This is a genomic window from Providencia sp. NPDC089933 (assembly GCF_049545585.1).
GTDB classification, from domain to species: domain Bacteria; phylum Pseudomonadota; class Gammaproteobacteria; order Enterobacterales; family Enterobacteriaceae; genus Providencia; species Providencia huashanensis.
The window spans coordinates 703,386-720,352 of the sequence record NZ_JBMWDT010000001.1 but is presented as its reverse complement, the minus strand read 5'-3'; the positions used below and the strand labels follow the sequence as shown (position 1 = coordinate 720,352).

18 protein-coding genes are annotated in these 16,967 nt (G+C 38.0%); 12 read left to right on the top strand and 6 right to left on the bottom strand.

The features are described from left to right. The first annotated feature begins 110 nt into the window (after positions 1-110). The gene (locus ACPEH5_RS03605) at positions 111-1,007 is read left to right on the top strand and encodes a LysR family transcriptional regulator (RefSeq protein ID WP_166686528.1); all 897 of its coding nucleotides are present in this window, start codon (positions 111-113) and stop codon (positions 1,005-1,007) included. Between the two features lie 5 nt (positions 1,008-1,012). On the opposite strand, the gene ACPEH5_RS03600 is transcribed toward ACPEH5_RS03605, so the two are convergent. Further along, complete coding sequence (locus ACPEH5_RS03600) at positions 1,013-1,867, bottom strand: helix-turn-helix domain-containing protein (RefSeq protein ID WP_166684932.1); 855 nt, start codon at positions 1,865-1,867, stop codon at positions 1,013-1,015. A gap of 147 nt (positions 1,868-2,014) precedes the next feature. Here ACPEH5_RS03600 and ACPEH5_RS03595 point away from each other — a divergent pair, with 147 nt between their 5' ends. The 5 genes from ACPEH5_RS03595 (at position 2,015) to ACPEH5_RS03575 (ending at position 6,719) form a co-directional block, all read left to right on the top strand. After that, on the top strand, positions 2,015-2,557 hold the full coding sequence (locus ACPEH5_RS03595; protein WP_166686527.1) for a GNAT family N-acetyltransferase: 543 nt from the start codon (positions 2,015-2,017) through the stop codon (positions 2,555-2,557). Between the two features lie 177 nt (positions 2,558-2,734). After that, a complete protein-coding gene (locus ACPEH5_RS03590) occupies positions 2,735-4,162 on the top strand; it encodes a Na+/H+ antiporter NhaC family protein (protein WP_048607201.1) in 1,428 nt (475 codons plus the stop codon). A 16-nt stretch (positions 4,163-4,178) separates the two neighbouring features. Next, complete coding sequence (locus tag ACPEH5_RS03585; protein WP_166686526.1) at positions 4,179-5,168, top strand: D-cysteine desulfhydrase; 990 nt, start codon at positions 4,179-4,181, stop codon at positions 5,166-5,168. 141 nt (positions 5,169-5,309) lie between these two features. Then, the gene (locus tag ACPEH5_RS03580; protein ID WP_042843786.1) at positions 5,310-5,831 is read left to right on the top strand and encodes a GNAT family N-acetyltransferase; all 522 of its coding nucleotides are present in this window, start codon (positions 5,310-5,312) and stop codon (positions 5,829-5,831) included. Positions 5,832-5,852: 21 nt separating this feature from the next. Beyond that, entirely contained in the window at positions 5,853-6,719 is an 867-nt protein-coding gene (locus ACPEH5_RS03575) for an SDR family oxidoreductase (protein WP_042843788.1), read from the top strand. Positions 6,720-6,916: 197 nt separating this feature from the next. Here ACPEH5_RS03575 and yqfB read toward each other — a convergent pair whose 3' ends face one another. Beyond that, on the bottom strand, positions 6,917-7,240 hold the full coding sequence (yqfB, locus tag ACPEH5_RS03570; RefSeq protein ID WP_042843790.1) for a N(4)-acetylcytidine aminohydrolase: 324 nt from the start codon (positions 7,238-7,240) through the stop codon (positions 6,917-6,919). A 177-nt stretch (positions 7,241-7,417) separates the two neighbouring features. On the opposite strand from yqfB, the gene ACPEH5_RS03565 reads away from it, so the two are divergent. Continuing rightward, positions 7,418-8,200, top strand: a complete 783-nt coding sequence (locus tag ACPEH5_RS03565) for a GNAT family N-acetyltransferase (RefSeq protein ID WP_281110866.1) — start codon at positions 7,418-7,420, stop codon at positions 8,198-8,200. 53 nt (positions 8,201-8,253) lie between these two features. On the opposite strand, the gene ACPEH5_RS03560 is transcribed toward ACPEH5_RS03565, so the two are convergent. Next, positions 8,254-9,174: an alpha/beta hydrolase family protein gene (locus tag ACPEH5_RS03560; protein WP_166684928.1), complete on the bottom strand. Its 921-nt coding sequence runs from the start codon at positions 9,172-9,174 to the stop codon at positions 8,254-8,256. Between the two features lie 469 nt (positions 9,175-9,643). Between ACPEH5_RS03560 and ACPEH5_RS03555 the strand changes: the two genes are divergently transcribed. Next, entirely contained in the window at positions 9,644-10,804 is a 1,161-nt protein-coding gene (locus ACPEH5_RS03555; protein WP_048607195.1) for an MFS transporter, read from the top strand. A gap of 54 nt (positions 10,805-10,858) precedes the next feature. Here the strand turns inward: ACPEH5_RS03555 and ACPEH5_RS03550 are convergent, their stop codons facing one another. Then, positions 10,859-11,686, bottom strand: a complete 828-nt coding sequence (locus ACPEH5_RS03550) for a PhzF family phenazine biosynthesis protein (RefSeq protein ID WP_042843793.1) — start codon at positions 11,684-11,686, stop codon at positions 10,859-10,861. 152 nt (positions 11,687-11,838) lie between these two features. Between ACPEH5_RS03550 and ACPEH5_RS03545 the strand changes: the two genes are divergently transcribed. Genes ACPEH5_RS03545 through ACPEH5_RS03530 form a run of 4 tightly spaced genes read left to right on the top strand, consistent with a single transcriptional unit; the run spans position 11,839 to position 14,728 of the window. After that, positions 11,839-12,939, top strand: coding sequence for an NAD(P)/FAD-dependent oxidoreductase (locus ACPEH5_RS03545; protein ID WP_048607193.1), 1,101 nt, complete (start codon positions 11,839-11,841; stop codon positions 12,937-12,939). A 3-nt stretch (positions 12,940-12,942) separates the two neighbouring features. Continuing rightward, the gene (locus ACPEH5_RS03540; protein ID WP_042843795.1) at positions 12,943-13,716 is read left to right on the top strand and encodes a GNAT family N-acetyltransferase; all 774 of its coding nucleotides are present in this window, start codon (positions 12,943-12,945) and stop codon (positions 13,714-13,716) included. Beyond that, complete coding sequence (locus ACPEH5_RS03535; RefSeq protein ID WP_048607191.1) at positions 13,700-14,173, top strand: GNAT family N-acetyltransferase; 474 nt, start codon at positions 13,700-13,702, stop codon at positions 14,171-14,173. Before ACPEH5_RS03540 ends, ACPEH5_RS03535 begins: the two co-directional genes overlap by 17 nt. Positions 14,174-14,185: 12 nt before the next feature. Next, positions 14,186-14,728 carry an AAA family ATPase gene (locus tag ACPEH5_RS03530; RefSeq protein ID WP_042843796.1) on the top strand — a complete coding sequence of 181 codons (543 nt, stop codon included), beginning with the start codon at positions 14,186-14,188 and terminating at the stop codon, positions 14,726-14,728. Between the two features lie 81 nt (positions 14,729-14,809). Here the strand turns inward: ACPEH5_RS03530 and ddlA are convergent, their stop codons facing one another. After that, positions 14,810-15,913 carry a D-alanine--D-alanine ligase gene (ddlA, locus tag ACPEH5_RS03525; protein ID WP_042843797.1) on the bottom strand — a complete coding sequence of 368 codons (1,104 nt, stop codon included), beginning with the start codon at positions 15,911-15,913 and terminating at the stop codon, positions 14,810-14,812. Between the two features lie 138 nt (positions 15,914-16,051). Further along, a complete protein-coding gene (locus ACPEH5_RS03520) occupies positions 16,052-16,930 on the bottom strand; it encodes a LysR substrate-binding domain-containing protein (RefSeq protein ID WP_071548078.1) in 879 nt (292 codons plus the stop codon). Between the last annotated feature and the right edge of the window lie 37 nt (positions 16,931-16,967).

Genomic DNA, 16,967 nt, shown 5'->3' with positions numbered 1-16,967 from the left:
ACCCTTATTAAAATACATTATGAGTGCTGATTAATAACCCGAATTCTTTCATATTGAAACACAATGAAAAAGGCGTTAAGGTGGAAATGACTTTTGCCGGAAATGCAATAATGAAAATAACATTTGAAGAACTGCAAACCTTTATTAGTGTTGTCGATTGTGGCTCAATTACCGCTGCTGCTGAGCAGTTAAACGTCACTGTCTCAACTGCAAGTCGTCTATTACTTAGGCTTGAAGAAAAAGTGGACACCACCTTAATATATCGCACAACACGCTCAATAAAACTCAGTGATGAAGGTGCTGCATTTTTGCGAAAAGCGCGAGAAATTGTTAACCTCACTCAAGAAGCGGAAGAAATGCTATCTGCCCGCCAATCTATTCCCTCTGGCGTATTACGCATTGATGCATCAACCCCGTTTCTCACTCATGTTATTGCACCATTAGTCCCTTTGTTTTATCAGCATTACCCACAAGTTGAACTTGAAATCCATAATTATGAAGGGATAACAAATTTATTAGAAAAACGGATTGATGTTGCCTTCCGTATTGGTACGCTTAAAGACTCTTCCCTTAACGCCACCTTACTTGGGTATAGCCAAAAACGGTTAGTCGCAAGCCCATCTTATTTAAAGCAATATGGCGTACCACAAAATATTGATGAACTAAATAAACACTGCATATTAGGCTTTACACAGCCTGATACCTTGAATGTATGGCCGATAAAAACCAACGATGAAAAATTGTTGAAAGTTACGCCTAATATTGCAGCTGCAAGTGGCGAGGTCCTATTTCACCTCGCTGTTCAAGGGGCCGGTATTTTATGTTCAGCAGATTTTGTTACGGCGAATGCGCTTGAAAGTGGGCAATTATTACAAATTTTGGAAAGTAAAACTGTGGTGACTCGGCAACCCATTAATGCCGTGTATTATCGCAACCAAACCGTTTCCCCTCGATTACGCTGTTTTATTGAGTTTATAAAAAAATATTCAACTAAAATTGAATCCTGAATCCTCTATTCAGCAACCTTGTCTTTTTTATGTAATGCGTTTTTAAACCTTGTTAACGTCATACCCGTATGGCGTTTAAAATAACGGCATAAATAAGACGTATCCTCGAAGTTTAATTCACTCGCTATTTGCTTAATAGATAATTCACCAACCTCTAATAATGCTTTAATTTCTAGAGTAACTTGTCTATCAATCAATGCTTTAGGTGGGTCATTAAAAAAGGCTTGGCTGATTTTCGATAAATAAAAAGGGGTAATTGCTAATTCATTCGCATAAAACTTCACCTCTTTATGTTGTTTGCAATGAGTCGTAATTAAATCCCAAAAGCGCCAACACAACTGTTCTTGTCGGCTTCTTTCCATCGGTTTATTTAGTTTATTTTGAGCCCCATTGCTAATCTCTAAAAATAGATTTTGTAGGTGATTTTTTAATTGCAATTGCCAATATTCGCCACGGCTTGATACGATTTCAAATAAAATATGCCGCCAGCTTTCAAGTACTGTTTTTTTCCCAGCTGGGATAGTAATAATCGGATATTCATTAAAAAATGAAAACAATTGGTTTGGCAATGAATAAGCGATTTCAGTTGCAAATTTTTTCTCAATCAATAGATACTCAATCTGAAAATTGCGTGATTTAGCCTTTAACATCGCAAAAGTATCATCATATAACACCATGATATCACTTTTGCCAACAGTGTAATGTTTGAAGTTAATATTAAATACCGCTGCCCCTTGCCTGCATATACATACAGTGACATAAGATGGCCTTATTGGGGTCAATTGCATTTCATCCATATTCGTATTACCCAAACAAATCACATCCAATAATTCAATTTGATGTTTTTTTATACGAAGCATCTTTTCCTCTTTCACCTTCGATTTGTTTAAATCATAGCAAATGAGTTGTCATTTGTACCCAAATTGGAGATGTATTGCCCTTTTATGTTTTTCATAAATACCTAAAATAGCCTCCAATATCAAATAAGCATGATAAGGAGCTTTAGGATGATACTTAATACCAACAGGTTAGTTTTGCGCCCTTGGCAAGAAACAGATGCAAGTGATTTATATTTTTATGCAAAAGATAAACGAATTGGCCCAATAGCTGGTTGGCCCCCTCATCAAAATGAAGAAGAAAGTCGAATAATTATAAAAAATATTTTTATGCGTGAAGAGATCTATGCTGTTACGCTAAAAAATGATAATCGAGCTATCGGTTTAATTGGCCTATCCTTTAACCACGAAAGTAATTTCCCGATTGGTGATAATGATGCAGAAGTGAGTTATTGGATTGGTGTACCATTTTGGGGAAAAGGTTTGATCCCAGAAGCAATGTCTGAAATCATGCGCCATGCCTTTGTTGACTTGAAATTAGATAATTTATGGTGCGGGTATTTTCAAGGCAATCAACAATCTAAAATAGCCCAAGAGAAATGTGGGTTCAAATATCATTCAACCCTCGCCCCACAGTATATTGAGCTCATTGCAGAAACTAAAACAGAAAATATTAGCCGAATTACAGCCCAAGAATGGCTATCATTACAATAATTGTTTATTACTCACCAAGCAGCCATAAATTCAATATGGCTGCTTTTCATTGGTTACTGTTCCCCACGTTTTTCAAACTGCATAAAATTATTCTACCCTGTTGTTATTAATGCTATGATTTTTCGATAATTATAAAGTTATAACATTTTTATTTTATAAAGGATCACAGGTAAACACATGCAGGACTATGGTATTTGGACAATTATAACTCCCATTGTGACCATTATTCTGGCTATATTAACTCGCCAGGTAATGCTTTCATTAATGTTGGGGATTTTAGTCGGTTTTACAGTTATTCATGACCACAATCTACTTTTAGGTGTTCAAGGCACTGTCGATGGGATTATTCATACTTTTTCATCCGCAGGTAATACTCGCACCATTGTCTTTATGGTAATGATAGGCGGTATCATGCGCTTGGTAGTTGTCACTGGTGGTGTTCGTGCCCTAGTTCAATTACTCACCAATAAAACTAAATTAATTAAAAACCGTACAGCCACACAACTGTTAGCGATAATCATCACATCTCTTATCTTTATAGAAAGTTCAATAAACCAACTCGTCGCCGGAGCATCGACTAAAAATTTAGCAAGGCAGTATGGTGTTGCTCCCGAAAAAATGTCCTACATCATTCAAACAGCCTGTGTTTCGGTGTGTTCATCAGCCATAATTAATGGCTGGGGTGCAGTCATTATGGGGTTAATCGGTGTGCAAATATCTCAAGGCCTAATTAGTGGCGAACCTTTTGATATTTTAATTACCTCTATTGGTTATAACTTGATGGCATGGTTATCCATTATCACAATCTTGTTCTATGTATTTACTAATATTTCATGGGGCCCCATGAAAAAAGCAGAAGATAAATATCAACAAGATTTTGCCTCAGGGAATATCTCTCAGCACCAAGGGCAAAATGACGAAGATGAAATTATTGATCACCCAAACGCACATTCTTCATTAAACTTTTTTATCCCCATTTTATCTACTGTGCTTATGGTACCTATTGCGCTTTATATCACAGGAGATGGAGACTTTAGTAAAGGAAGTGGTTCAACATCTGTATATTGGGGAGTTATGTTTGGAACAGCAGTGTCTTTCTGCTGGTTTATTGGCCGTCGCTTACTAACTATTGATGATTTCTTTAAAGAGCTCTTTATCGGCTATGCCAATATGCTGAAAATTAGTTCTATTATGATCTTAGCGTTCTTAATGGGGAATGTTTCCGCTGAATTAAATACTGGCGCCTATATTGCCGAAGTCACTCATGGCGTTATGGCGCCAGGTTTCTCTATTGGTTTTATCTTTATTATCAGTGCCATCATGTCGTTAGCGACAGGAACATCTTGGGGAACATTTGCCATTATGATCCCCATTGGGGTTCAATTAGGTTTATCCGTAGGAATGCCTGTTGAGTATATGATTGGCGCTGCAATTTCAGGCTCTATTTTTGGTGATATGACATCACCAATTTCTGCCGATGCAATTGTTGCTTCGATGGCAACAGACTGTGAACATATTGAGCATATCCGCACTCAAATGCCATATGCATTAGTCACTGCCAGCATTGTGCTCGCCATTTACCTTTACCTTGGTTTCTCTTATTAATTTATTGGGAGTTTAAATGTCTCTTCAACAACAATTAAGCCAATATGCAAAAATAGATTTACTCAACGCACCAACTCCGCTTAACCGGCTTAACAATTTATCGCGTAAATTTCATCGTGAAATTTATATTAAGCGAGATGATATGACCCCCTTAGCGATGGGAGGTAATAAATTACGTAAGCTTGAATATTTGATGGCAGATGCCCTTGCAAAAAAGGCTAAAGTCATCGTAACTGCAGGGGCGATACAATCGAATCATGTTAGGCAAACCGCGGCTGTTGCTGCAATGTACGGTCTTGAGTGTGTCGCATTATTAGAGAACCCAATTCAAAGTGATAACCCTCATTTTCTGCATAATGGGAATAAATTACTAACTGATCTATTTGGCGCCCGTTGCGTCATGTGTGATGAATTAACTGACCCACAGTCACAGATGGAAACGTTAATTGAAACATTAGCGCTTAAAGACACCTATATTGTTCCAGTAGGCGGTTCAAATGCATTAGGTGCATTAGGGTATATTCAATGTGCTATTGAAATCGCGCAACAAAAGCCAAAACATATTGAATTCGATAAAATTATCGTCGCTTCCGGTAGTGCGGGAACCCACGCTGGCCTCGCTATCGGGATACAAGAATTATTATCTCAAAGCCAGGTTATCGGTGTCACCGTTTCAAGAAAGCAACAAGACCAATCCCCTAAAGTAGAGAAGCTACAAAATGAGCTAGCGCAAATGTTTGCGCTTACTCAAACACCAGAAATCCAATTATGGGATGATTTTTTTGCGCCTATGTATGGAATGCCAAATTGCCAAGGGTTAGAGGCAATTAGACTGTTAGCTCAACAAGAAGGTATTTTGTTAGACCCCGTTTATACGGGTAAGGCAATGGCTGGGTTAATTCATTACTTAGAAACGTCAACCGAAAATACCCCCGTATTATTTATACATACTGGCGGTGCTCAAGCCTTATTTGCTTATTCAGATATTAGCCAAAAAATTAAATAACCTACTTTGTGCAAAAGGGCTTATCTGCCCTTTTATCTTGCTTGCATAATCCTTTATATCCAAAAATGCTCTTCCCCCTCACCTCTGTAGCTATCTCACTGCATATTGCTATAAACTGATGATATACAGGAGATAATATTTATGACTCAAGTTTCTATTACACTGAGAAAAGCCACTGAACAAGATGCATCAATACTTAGTGATATAGGTATCAACAGCTATTGCCACCATTTTGCTGCTTTATGGAATAATCAAGATGAGCTATTAGATTATTTAGACCAAGAATATAGCCCAGTTAAAATTATTAATGATATCAACCAACAAAATATTGAATGGTACCTAATAGAACATAGTTCTCCAATCGGGTTAGTTAAGTTAACTCACCAATCTTCCATACCTGAATCCTCAATAACAGGAACACTACTCAACAAACTCTATTTCTCACCCGACGTCACAGGTAAAGGTTATGGAATGATCGTTTTCAGATTAATTGAAAATATTGCCAAACAATCTGGCAGCACAGCATTATGGTTAGATGTTTTGGCTAGCAACGCGAGAGCCATCAAACTTTATCAGTCAAATGGATTACACATCCTGAAGGAAGTGTTATTCAAAAGTAAAACTCAGCAAACACTTGAATATATTATGAGTAAAACACTTTAATTTATTTAATCAGGAATATTTATGAAAAATACTATCCTCATCACCGGTGCTACGGGTCAAGTCGGTAGTTATTTGACCCAGTCATTACATGAAAAAGGATACCAAGATGTCGTTTTAGCTATTAGGGTTCCAAACAAAATAACTAACACCAGCTATCGTACCGTTGTCATGGATTACGATAAGCCTGAAACCATTGAAAATGCTTTGCAGGGTATTGATTCTGTTTTCATGATGACTGGCTATACCATTGATATGCTTGTACAAAGTAAAATTTTTATTGATACGGCAAAAAAATCAGGGGTTAAATATATCGTTCATTTAGGTGCTTGTGGCGATGATAATGCGCAAGTTGCTCATTGGGCTTGGCATCAGTTAATCGAGCGTTATATTGAATGGTCTGGAATGCAATATACTCATCTTCGCCCTGAATCTTATATGCAAAATCTATTAGGATACCAAGGGGATAATAATTTACAAAAAGGGATATTACGTTCTTATTTTGGCCATGCTGTATTAAGTTGGGTTGATTGCGCAGATGTTGCCGAATTAGCTGCACATTGTTTACTTGCTCCTGAAAAACATACTGGTCATATTTATCGTCTTGGTTACGAAAATAAAAATTACACTCAGATTGCTGAACTCATTACAGAACAATTAGGTATAACTTTTCAGTATCAAGCAGAAAACCCAGATGAATTTTGGCAACATGCCCTAAATAACAATCTAGAGCTTGCCTATATGAAAAGTATCTATGACCATTATGTAGATTTTACAAATGGTAAGTTAGATCGCACAGGTATTGTTTTTGATAATTTTCAAACCATCACTGGTAAGCCCCCAACCTCATTAAAGCAGTTTATTTTAAAACACCAAAGATACTTTATATGAGCCTCACCCAGCTCACTATGTAATAGTGGGCTAACATTTATTAGTGAACATTTTACCTATAACGATGCCCTTCCTCCAGCTAACAGAGGCAGCAGAAATCACAAAAATTTCTTTTGCAAATGGCCTATGGTATTCGCTACAACCAAAAGAGGCTTTTGATTAAAATAGTAAGCAACTCTAACTCATAATTAATAACTCTATTTTATTAGCCTATAACTAATAACATACAAAGATTGCTCTGTTGGGTAAATTTCTCTAATCAGTTTTTTCAATGTATCTAATGTCATCGCTTCTTGCTGAGCATGGTATTCAGAAATATCATCGTAAGAGATAGGCTGTACCGAAAGAATTTCAATATCCGTATAGTATTTATTTGTTTCTAATGCATATACTTTAACAAAACTACCTGGCACATAATGGCTTTCGCTTTTATCACGAATAGTGATAACTTTTTCTCCTGATACGACTAATGGCAGTAAACGTTCAAAAAACGTGATGGTCTCTGGTGCTGCACTCTTCATATTATTCTCCTTATATTGTCAGTGAAATACCTTATCATAAAAACCAATTTTTAAATCCATCAGTAAATGCAATGGTTCCAATCGTGCTGTCAGAGGCTCAAGCACTATAGCGATTGAATTGTATTATATACAATGTAACCCAAAAGCAACTAGCCGTAATAAATCACAGGGTCTACAATGAATAACAAAGAAGGTTTATTTTACCAACAAGAAAATCATTTTTGGTCAGCAATTTGCTTAGAAACCGCTCATATTGACGACCATGTCATCGCTTATTTTTCTGAGCTTCCTCTGCCTGTTTTTAATTTTATTTATTTACATAAAGACGCAACTATTACAGGCTTTGAAAATGCACGACATTTATTTAAGCAACGCTCTAAACCTTATGTACTAGTCGTTCATGAACAAGCACTTCATCAAGTCAAATCTGAAATTGCCAAATTAAGTTTAATTGCTGATGGTGAATCAACGGCCATGTTTCTTCCTCAAGCATCATTATCTCAATATTCTATAGCACTACCGCTTGCCGCAGATTACCGAATTGAAACCTGTAATGAACAATTAACTAATTGGGCACAACCTTTAATTACAGCTTTCCCAATTGAAGTTGAAGGAGAGGAAAACGATTCAACCGTCATTAACGAATACATTCGTTATCACCAAAGAGCTATGGATAAAAATACAAATATGATGCATTTCGTCTTATTTGATAAGCAACAACCCGTTTCTACTCTAACCTTAACTATAAATGAAAAAACTGCTCGCCTTGATGATATTGGAACTGATGTTCAATACCAAGGCAAAGGGCTAGCGACTCAATTAATTAAACATGCTCTTTTCTTCTGTCATCAGCAAGGTATAGAGCAATGTGTACTCGAAGCATCATCAGATGGGCTATCTATTTATAAGAAATTAGGTTTCGAACCTATATTCAATTACTACAGTTTTATTGCTGAGTAATCTAATAGTTACACTTTAAAAATTAAGGTGTAACTATTCATCATAGGAAAAGATTAGTTATTGATTGTTTGGTACCAACTCTGAATATCCCTAATAATTTCCTTGGTATGTAATTGCCCTTTATAATCTTGGAAAAAATGGTCTAACCCTTGATATTGCTTAAAGCTCACATTGGTATTATGGTTTTTTTGTATCATTTTTTCCGTAGCATAAGCATCAACGTTGGTGTCGGCCATAGTTTGGATAACTAAGTGCGGCGTTTTTATCGATTGAATTAATTTTAAATTATCAATGGTTAACATTTCATACCACCACATGGCTCCATGACCACTCACGAACTGGTCTTTTCTTAATTGCTTTTGTTTGACGGCTTCTGCAAACTGTTTAAAACCCTCAATAGAATTATCGACTTCGTCGGCAGGGGTATTATTCTTAATACTGTATAAAACGTCATTAATAAAAAATTGCCCTCCAACGTTAATAGCGACGGAGGCAGTTATAAAATCTACTTTAGACGCAATCAAATTAGTGACTGTTGCCCCCTCGCTCCCTCCTAATAAAATAATATTCCGGTAATCATTTTTTAGCTGCTGTAACACCGCAATATAATTATCCGCCCTTTCTAAAGGGGAATCTTGGGACATATATTCAACGGGGCAATTTTCTTCCGAAACTGGGTTTCCATCAATACCAACTTGCCGAGTCAAGCCTGTTTTTTCAACTAATAAAATATCATTCTTAGGGAATGCGATAGCAAAATTTTTTACCATATTAGGGTTGTTTGTCACGCTTATGCAATCAGACCCTTGCAATAATACTAACAAATCATTTGAGTTTAGTGCTTGTTGCTTAATAACGTAATAATCAACTTTTTTCCCCTCATGGAGTAAAGTTTGCTTTTGCCAGTTATCTCCCTGTGCAAATGCATTTAAGCTGTAAATAGAAAACAAGAAAGCAACAATTTTTAGCTTCATAATATGCCCAAATAAATTTTAGTCAGGTGATTATATTAAACCATCCTGTAAATTAGGTGCTAAAAATGCCTTAATAAAGATATGAATTTAGAAAAATGATAAATAACAATAAAAGCCTAGCCACTGATTAAGCAAGCTATCTTCTATCCAGAGTTCCCAAAATAGTTTTTCCCGCCTAATTATTGTTCATACTGACCTAACTAGTCTTATTGACTCATAATACCTGAGAATATTATTCAGTGATGACACTAACCACAAAAAAATTTATTTTTGCGTTAAATTCGCACTAGAACCTTATGATATTGTTTCATTAGTCCCTATGATTAAACCTACTGATGTACACTTAAAGGCAAGTACTTTGATGGCAAAAGAGCCATTATTGTCTTTGATTGCTCTATTCTCCACGAGCAAATTCTCGCTATTTTAAATAATGGTTAATTTTATTTATCTTATTGTAAAGTAATTAAAAATGCACTCTACCCAACAATTAAACGTTAATATTCACGCTGCGCCAGCCAAAAAAGAACAAGTTTCTACACGAATTATCTTTTTTATTGCAGGTTTTGTAACCGCTGCGTGGGCCGCTATAGTGCCTTATATTAAGATTAACACGGCAGCAAATGATGCCACCCTTGGTATGTTACTGCTCTGCTTTGGGGGTGGTGCTCTCGTTGCCATGCCAATGACTGGCGCTCTGGCTGCAAAATATGGTTGTCGGCGATTAATGGTTTTTTCAACAATTGCATTTTGTTTACTCTTCCCTATTTTATCTTTCATATCGCAAATTAATTTGTTAGTAATCGGCTTATTACTGTTTGGTATTTTTATCGGTTTAACAGATTGTGCCATGAATGTACAAGCCGTGATCGTCGAAAAATCATCCGATAAACCCATCATGTCAGGATTTCATGGGTTTTATAGTATTGGTGGTATTGCGGGGGCCGGTACGATGAGCCTAATATTACTCCTCGGCGCTTCAGCAGTGCTTGCATCAGTTATTATCTCTGTAATTGCATTCATTTTACTCATGGTTTGCTATAACGGTCTGCTCCCTTATGCCAATGCGCCGTCAGGGCCACTCATTGCGGTCCCTAAAGGAATTGTGCTCATCATCGGGATTGTTTGCTTTGCCGTTTTTCTTTCTGAAGGTGCAGTATTAGACTGGGGAGCCGTGTTTCTTATTGAGCATCACGGTTTAAAAGAAACCCTAGGGGGACTTGGTTTTGCAGCCTTCGCAACCATGATGACTATTGGCCGGTTATTCGGCGACAAGATTGTTATGCGAGTAGGTTCTGCACGTGTGGTTTTTTTAGGGGCTTTGATTGCTTGCTCTGGTTTTGTTATTGCCGTTTTATCACCGTCTTTAACATTGGCGATCATCGGCTTTGCTTTAGTCGGTGCTGGTTCATCCAATATTGTTCCTGTCATGTTTTCCGCTGCTGGGAAACAAAAAACTATGCCTGAATCACTAGCTGTCCCGGCAATTTCAACCTTAGGTTATTTAGGTATTCTTGCAGGCCCTGCCGCAATCGGTTTTGTTGCCTTTCATCTATCATTAGCCACCTCATTACTGATGATCTCTGCATTACTTATTATTATCGCTTTCGTGACACGTTTTATTCGCGTGTAATCGATTTAACATCATAAGGTGATTGACCAAAGTCAGTCACCTTATGATGCATTCTTAATCCAGTTCTACTGTCCCGCTAATACAGTTAACAACATCACCGGCAACCCAGATCCCTTCATCATCAGCGGTTACATAAATTAACCCATTGCGCCCAATGCACTGACCTTGGCCAGCAGTATATTGTTGCGGTAATTTCCCCTGAGGGATTAACCACTGTGCAGCCACCGCATTAAAACTTCCCGTCACAGGGTCTTCTTCGGCTATGGAACAACAAAATGCCCTAACCTCTAATTGTTTATCATGACCTTCAGGGCAAATGGCACATAATCCAATGTCATATCCCTTTAATTGGGAATAGTCAGGTTCAATGTGCAATAGTTTTTCAACAGATTTAAGTTCAATACCAAGCCAACCAGGGCCATTATCGAGCCATTTGCAGCCAACGACATCATCATCTGTAAGCCCAAGTGCTTTAAAAATTTTATTTTTTTCTTGTTGTTCTATTTCACCACCACGAATTAGTGGTGGCGCCATAAATGCCAGCTTACCATTTATTCGTTTTATTGTTACTAAGCCCACTCCGCACTCTTGGACTATGGTGTCTAGCGGTCGACCATAAGTTTGCTGCCATACAAAACAACTGCCTAAAGTTGGGTGCCCAGCAAAAGGGAGTTCACCTTCCGTGGTATAAATCCTCACACGGTAATCCGCTTTAGGTGTTGTTGGTTTTAATAAAAAGACGGTTTCACTTAAGTTAGTCCATTTTGCAAATTTATTCATTTGCTCTTCTGTTAAATCATCAGCCCCTACAACAACAGCCAAAGCATTGCCATCCATTTTTTTAGATGAAAAAACCGTTACTTGCTCAAAAATATACTTCATTTACTTTCCCTATTTTACTTCTATGCTGCATCAATGTTCGAATAATAATGCGCCATTAATGAATTAATCGGATATAATTAAAATAATAGCTTATTAATTGTTGCCTTAACTTTATAGTAGTTTTCATTATATGGCGACTGTCTGGGTAATTTATGCATTCTGAACATAAAAAAACTATTGTTATCGTTGGTGCAGGCATTGTCGGAGTGACACTCGCATGGTATTTATCAAAAGAGAGTGATAGCAAGATTATTTTGCTAGATAAAGGCCATGTTGCTCAAGGGGTAACACAGCACTCTTTCGCATGGTTGAATGTTTCATATGGGCGACCAGATGGTTATAGCCAGCTTCGTCAGCAAGCTTTAGCGAGTTGGCATCAGTTGGAAAAATTAACCCATGGTGAAATAAAAATTAATTGGTCTGGTGCTATCAGTTGGCACAAGACTGATAAAGAAACCCAAGAATTCATCAATAGCCACCAATCTCAAGGTTTTAACATCCAAGCGTTAAACCGTATTGAGTTGCAAGCGATGGAACCTAACTTAAAAATCTCACCTGCTATTACTGCTTTTTGCCCTGATGAAGGTAGCATTGACCCTGTCAATACCACACAAACCTTGTTAAAACTTGCTATTAAACAAGGTGTAACATACTTACCTGAGCACGAAGTATTATCCTTAAATGTTAGTGATAAACGTATTTTAGGAGTCAAGACTAGCGAGGGTAATTTCATCGCAGATCAAACCGTCGTCACTGCGGGGGTTGGAGCAACTGGTATCATTAATTCATTAGGAATAACGCTGCCAGTTTCAGCATCTCCTTCAATTATTGTCCATTTTACGAAACAAGATACCGTCAAAATGGTTCAACATATCATTTCAACACCCGCAATGGAGCTTCGCCCAGAGACTTCTGGTAAAATTGTTTGCGCTGAAGATTATATTGATGAGCAGCCTATACATAGTGCAGTCAATATCGCACAAAATGCCCTTACAACAATCAAGAATTCATTTATAGGTAGTAATACACTAACTCTTGATAACACTTTCATAGGAATGAGACCTATGCCTAAAGATCAGATGCCAATTGTTGGAAATGTTGCTGATTTTGAAGGTTTATATATTATCAGTATGCACGCAGCAATTACATTAGCGCCTTTGATATGCCAGTTAGCTCAAAGTGAAATATTACATGGTGTAAAACACGCTGCTTTAGGCCCATATCGATTAACTCGTTTTGCATCAGGTAACTGACAAATGAATATTCCGCTTTATTACTTAAGACACTACCAATCGATCGAAAAAACGTTTTGGACTTCAATTTGTGAACATAGCATTCAAATAGCACAGCATACCATTTGCTACTTGACGCCCTTAAACTCCCCTGCGTTTAATTTCATTTATCTGCAACCTGATTCCACCAGCCATGCATTTATGCAGGCACATAACTTATTTATATCACAAAGAAAAAACCACACATTAGTTATCCCTGAAGAAATGTTGCCACAAATTGTGCAACAGGCTGAATCATTAAACTACAAACGTGACAGTGTCACAACCGCTATGGCGTTGACCCTTGCAAAACAGAATGAGGTCACTCTGCCCAATAACCAAGTTGATATCGTACTGGCTAATCATGACTTATCGCTCTGGGCCGCTCCTCTCGTGGCTGCATTTTATTTATCTGAAGAACACGATGAAGTCATTAAAGAGTATGTTCGTTACCATGAAGATGCATTACAGCAAGGTGCGCCACAATTTCACCTCGTATTGCTCGTCAATGGTGAGCCAGCGACTTCAATGACAGTGACCATAGAAGGTACCCTTGCTCGTTTCGATGATATCGGTACTGAGCCGAAGCACCAAGGCCATGGGTATGCTTCACAACTTATTGATTACGCCTTAGCATTTTGCCGCCAGCAAGGTGTCGAACATTGCTTCCTTGATGCCTCAGAAGCAGGGTTTGACCTGTATAAAAAATTCGGTTTTGAGCCCTTGTTCCGCTATATTAACTATGTCTGGTGTAAATAGTTCACGTCATTGGCGTTATTTGCACGACCTCCCTGAGCTGGAACCATTGCTTGTACAGTGGTTCCTTCAAGAGTGGCCCTCCCATTATGGTCCTCTAGGTAAAGGTGATGTTTGGCAAGATATTGCTTCCTATCGCCATCGTGAAGGGGTCGGTATGGGGATCATCGCCTTTGAACATGATATACCTTGTGGTTTTATTGCATTGAAAAGTGATACTTTTTTTTCTGATAACACCGCATTTCCATGGGTTGGTGCTGCCTTTGTTATCCCCAGAAAACGAAATCAGGGTATCGGGAAGTTTTTGTTTGAACAACTTGAATGGGTTATTGATAAACAGCAATACCCTCATATTTTTTGTGCAACCACAGTGGCTGATAACTTACTTATTCGCTGTGGATGGCAATTAAATTTATCATTAAGTCAGCCTTCTCTACGTATTTACCACAAATATATCTGACAGTTACATTGCATGAAAATTAATATCATTGGTACCAGTGGCAGCGGTAAAACGACTCTTTGCCAACAACTTGCATCGCTATTAAACGTGCCTTCAATCGAATTGGATAGCCTATATTGGCTGGAAAATTGGCAAGGTTCTTCGGATGAAGCGCTTAACCAGAAACTAAGCGCAGCCTTGAATGAATCCGTATCAGGCTGGGTGCTCGATGGAAACTATACACGGACTCAACCCATTAAATGGAAAGAGGTTGATATGGTGGTTTGGCTGGATTACTCATTACCTCGAACCCTTTATCAGTCTATTATACGCACGTTATCACGTATTCGTTCAGGGCAAGAACTGTGGGAAAATACAGGTAATAAAGAAAGCTGGAAGAACGCCTTTTTCAGCCGTGATTCGATTATTTTATGGCAGCTAAAAACATACTACCCAAATAAAAGAAGAAACCTAAAACATATGGCTAATATCAATTTGCGCCATATTCAGTTTGTTCGGCTGACTTCGCCAAAGGAGACCCGCCTATTTTTTGAACATATAAAGTCGCAAATTTAGGAGAGATTAATAGGTTAACGCTGGTAGTCTGGGATCACCTCAGTAGCCATAAAGACTACCGAGGTAGTATAAATCATACGATTAAATTTCATCACATGCTGTTTTCAGCATCGCCGTTTGTTGGAACTTTTCAATGCCTAACTCAATCAAACGACTAATTAATTGCTGATATGTCATACCGCCTTGTTGCCATAGCTTAGGATACATACTGATATTCGTAAAGCCTGGCAATGTATTGATTTCATTAATAACTACATCATTATTTTCTGTTAAGAAAACATCAACACGCGACATACCGCTACAATTTAATGCCCTGTATGCCGATAACGCAATCTCACGAATTTTATCACTAACGGCTTCATCTAGCTGAGCTGGAGCAACCACAGAAGCACCATTTTCATCAATATACTTAGTGTGATACGCATAGAAGCTATCATGTAAAACAATCTCACCGCATGGGCTTGCTAGTGGGTTTTCATTGCCTAACACTGCACATTCAATTTCGCGGCCTTTTACTGCGCTTTCAATTAACACTTTAGTATCGAATAAAAATGCAAAATCGAGGGCTTGGTTAAATTCAGCTAGATTACTGACTTTATTAATACCCACTGAAGAGCCTTGATTAGCGGGTTTAATAAACAGAGGTAGGCTTAACTGAGCCACTATTTCATCATAGTTAACTGTGGTGCGCTCACTGTTTAAAACGGTAACAAAGGGTGCAATTTTTAAACCCGCATCTCTTAGTAACCTTTTCGTTACGTCTTTATCCATACAAGCCGAAGAACCTAATACTCCAGGCCCAACAAAGGGTAAATTAGCCATACGTAAAAGGCCTTGTAAGGACCCATCCTCACCTAAATTACCATGGACAATTGGAAATATAACATCGATTTGAGGGAGCGGCTTTGCGTCTTCTAAAGAAATAAATTGTTCGGAAGTCTTGCCTGGAACAATCGCAATACTACGCTTTGGTGTATTTAATGTAATACGAGATGGGTCATCACCATGCAATAAGAAATCGGCTTCGTTATATTCATGCCATTGCCCTTCTTTATTAATACCTAAAAGGCATACATCAAACCTATTGCGATCTAGCCCATTGATAATATTTTTAGCGGACTGTAAAGAAACTTCATGCTCCGTTGACTTACCACCGAAAATAACACCTACCCGTATTTTGCTCATTATCTGCTCCAACATAAGACATAAAACCCAGCAGAGAAATATAGCACGCACGGAAATAGTTATGTCATAAAATCTTTATATGACAGGGGGGTTCGGTGAATTAATAACCAAAATATCCTTTTTTGATAGTTAACTATATTAATTTATGATTGTTTTAATACTTGTATTCACTTGGTCGATTAACCACTGGGTAAAAATATCTGCTGCACTCTTAGGCTTGATGGGTTTTACCGACAATAAATAATACGCTGAGCCATCTTGCATAAACCCATCTGGAGCACAAAGTTGCTTCGATTTAACTTCATCAGCGACCATCAAAAATGATGCCAATGCGACACCTTGCCCTGCTAATGCGGCTTGAATACATAGATAAAAATGTTCATAAGTGATTACCTTATTCCCTTGAAAAGATACCCCTTTCATTTTCTGCCAAGTTTGCCATGCATTTGGCCGCGACGCTGTTGATAACAATGTCGCGTCGCCAATTCCCCCTGCAAAATCTATTTCGGGCCTAATAACCACCCCCATATGTTCAGAGCACACTTTTACCGCACTAATGTGCATATCCCATGTGAAATCATTTCGTCTAAGCGCTAAATCAACATTAGTTTTAGTAAAATCAATAGGCCCTCCAGCGGCAACCAAGTGCACCGTAATATCTGGATAATGTTGATAGAAATCAGTCAACCGAGGAATTAACCACTTCATCGCAATCGTCGGCTCACAAGATAAACTTACCACATTAGAGGTGTTATTTGCGGTGATTTTTTCGACACTTTCTCGCAATTGCTCAAATATAGAAGTGGTTGTTTGTAGTAATAATGCCCCTTCAGCAGTTAAAAAAACAGCCCGGTTTCTGCGCTCAAATAGCTCGACATTAAGATGTTCTTCCAATAAACGAATTTGCCGGCTAATTGCGCTGTGAGTGACATTTAACTCTTCGGCAGCTTTAACAAAGCTGCCTGCTTTAGCTGCTGCGTCAAAAAAACGTAATGAAGTTAAAGGTGGTAGTTTCATATAGGTAATAAAAACTGACAGATTTATGTCAGGATAA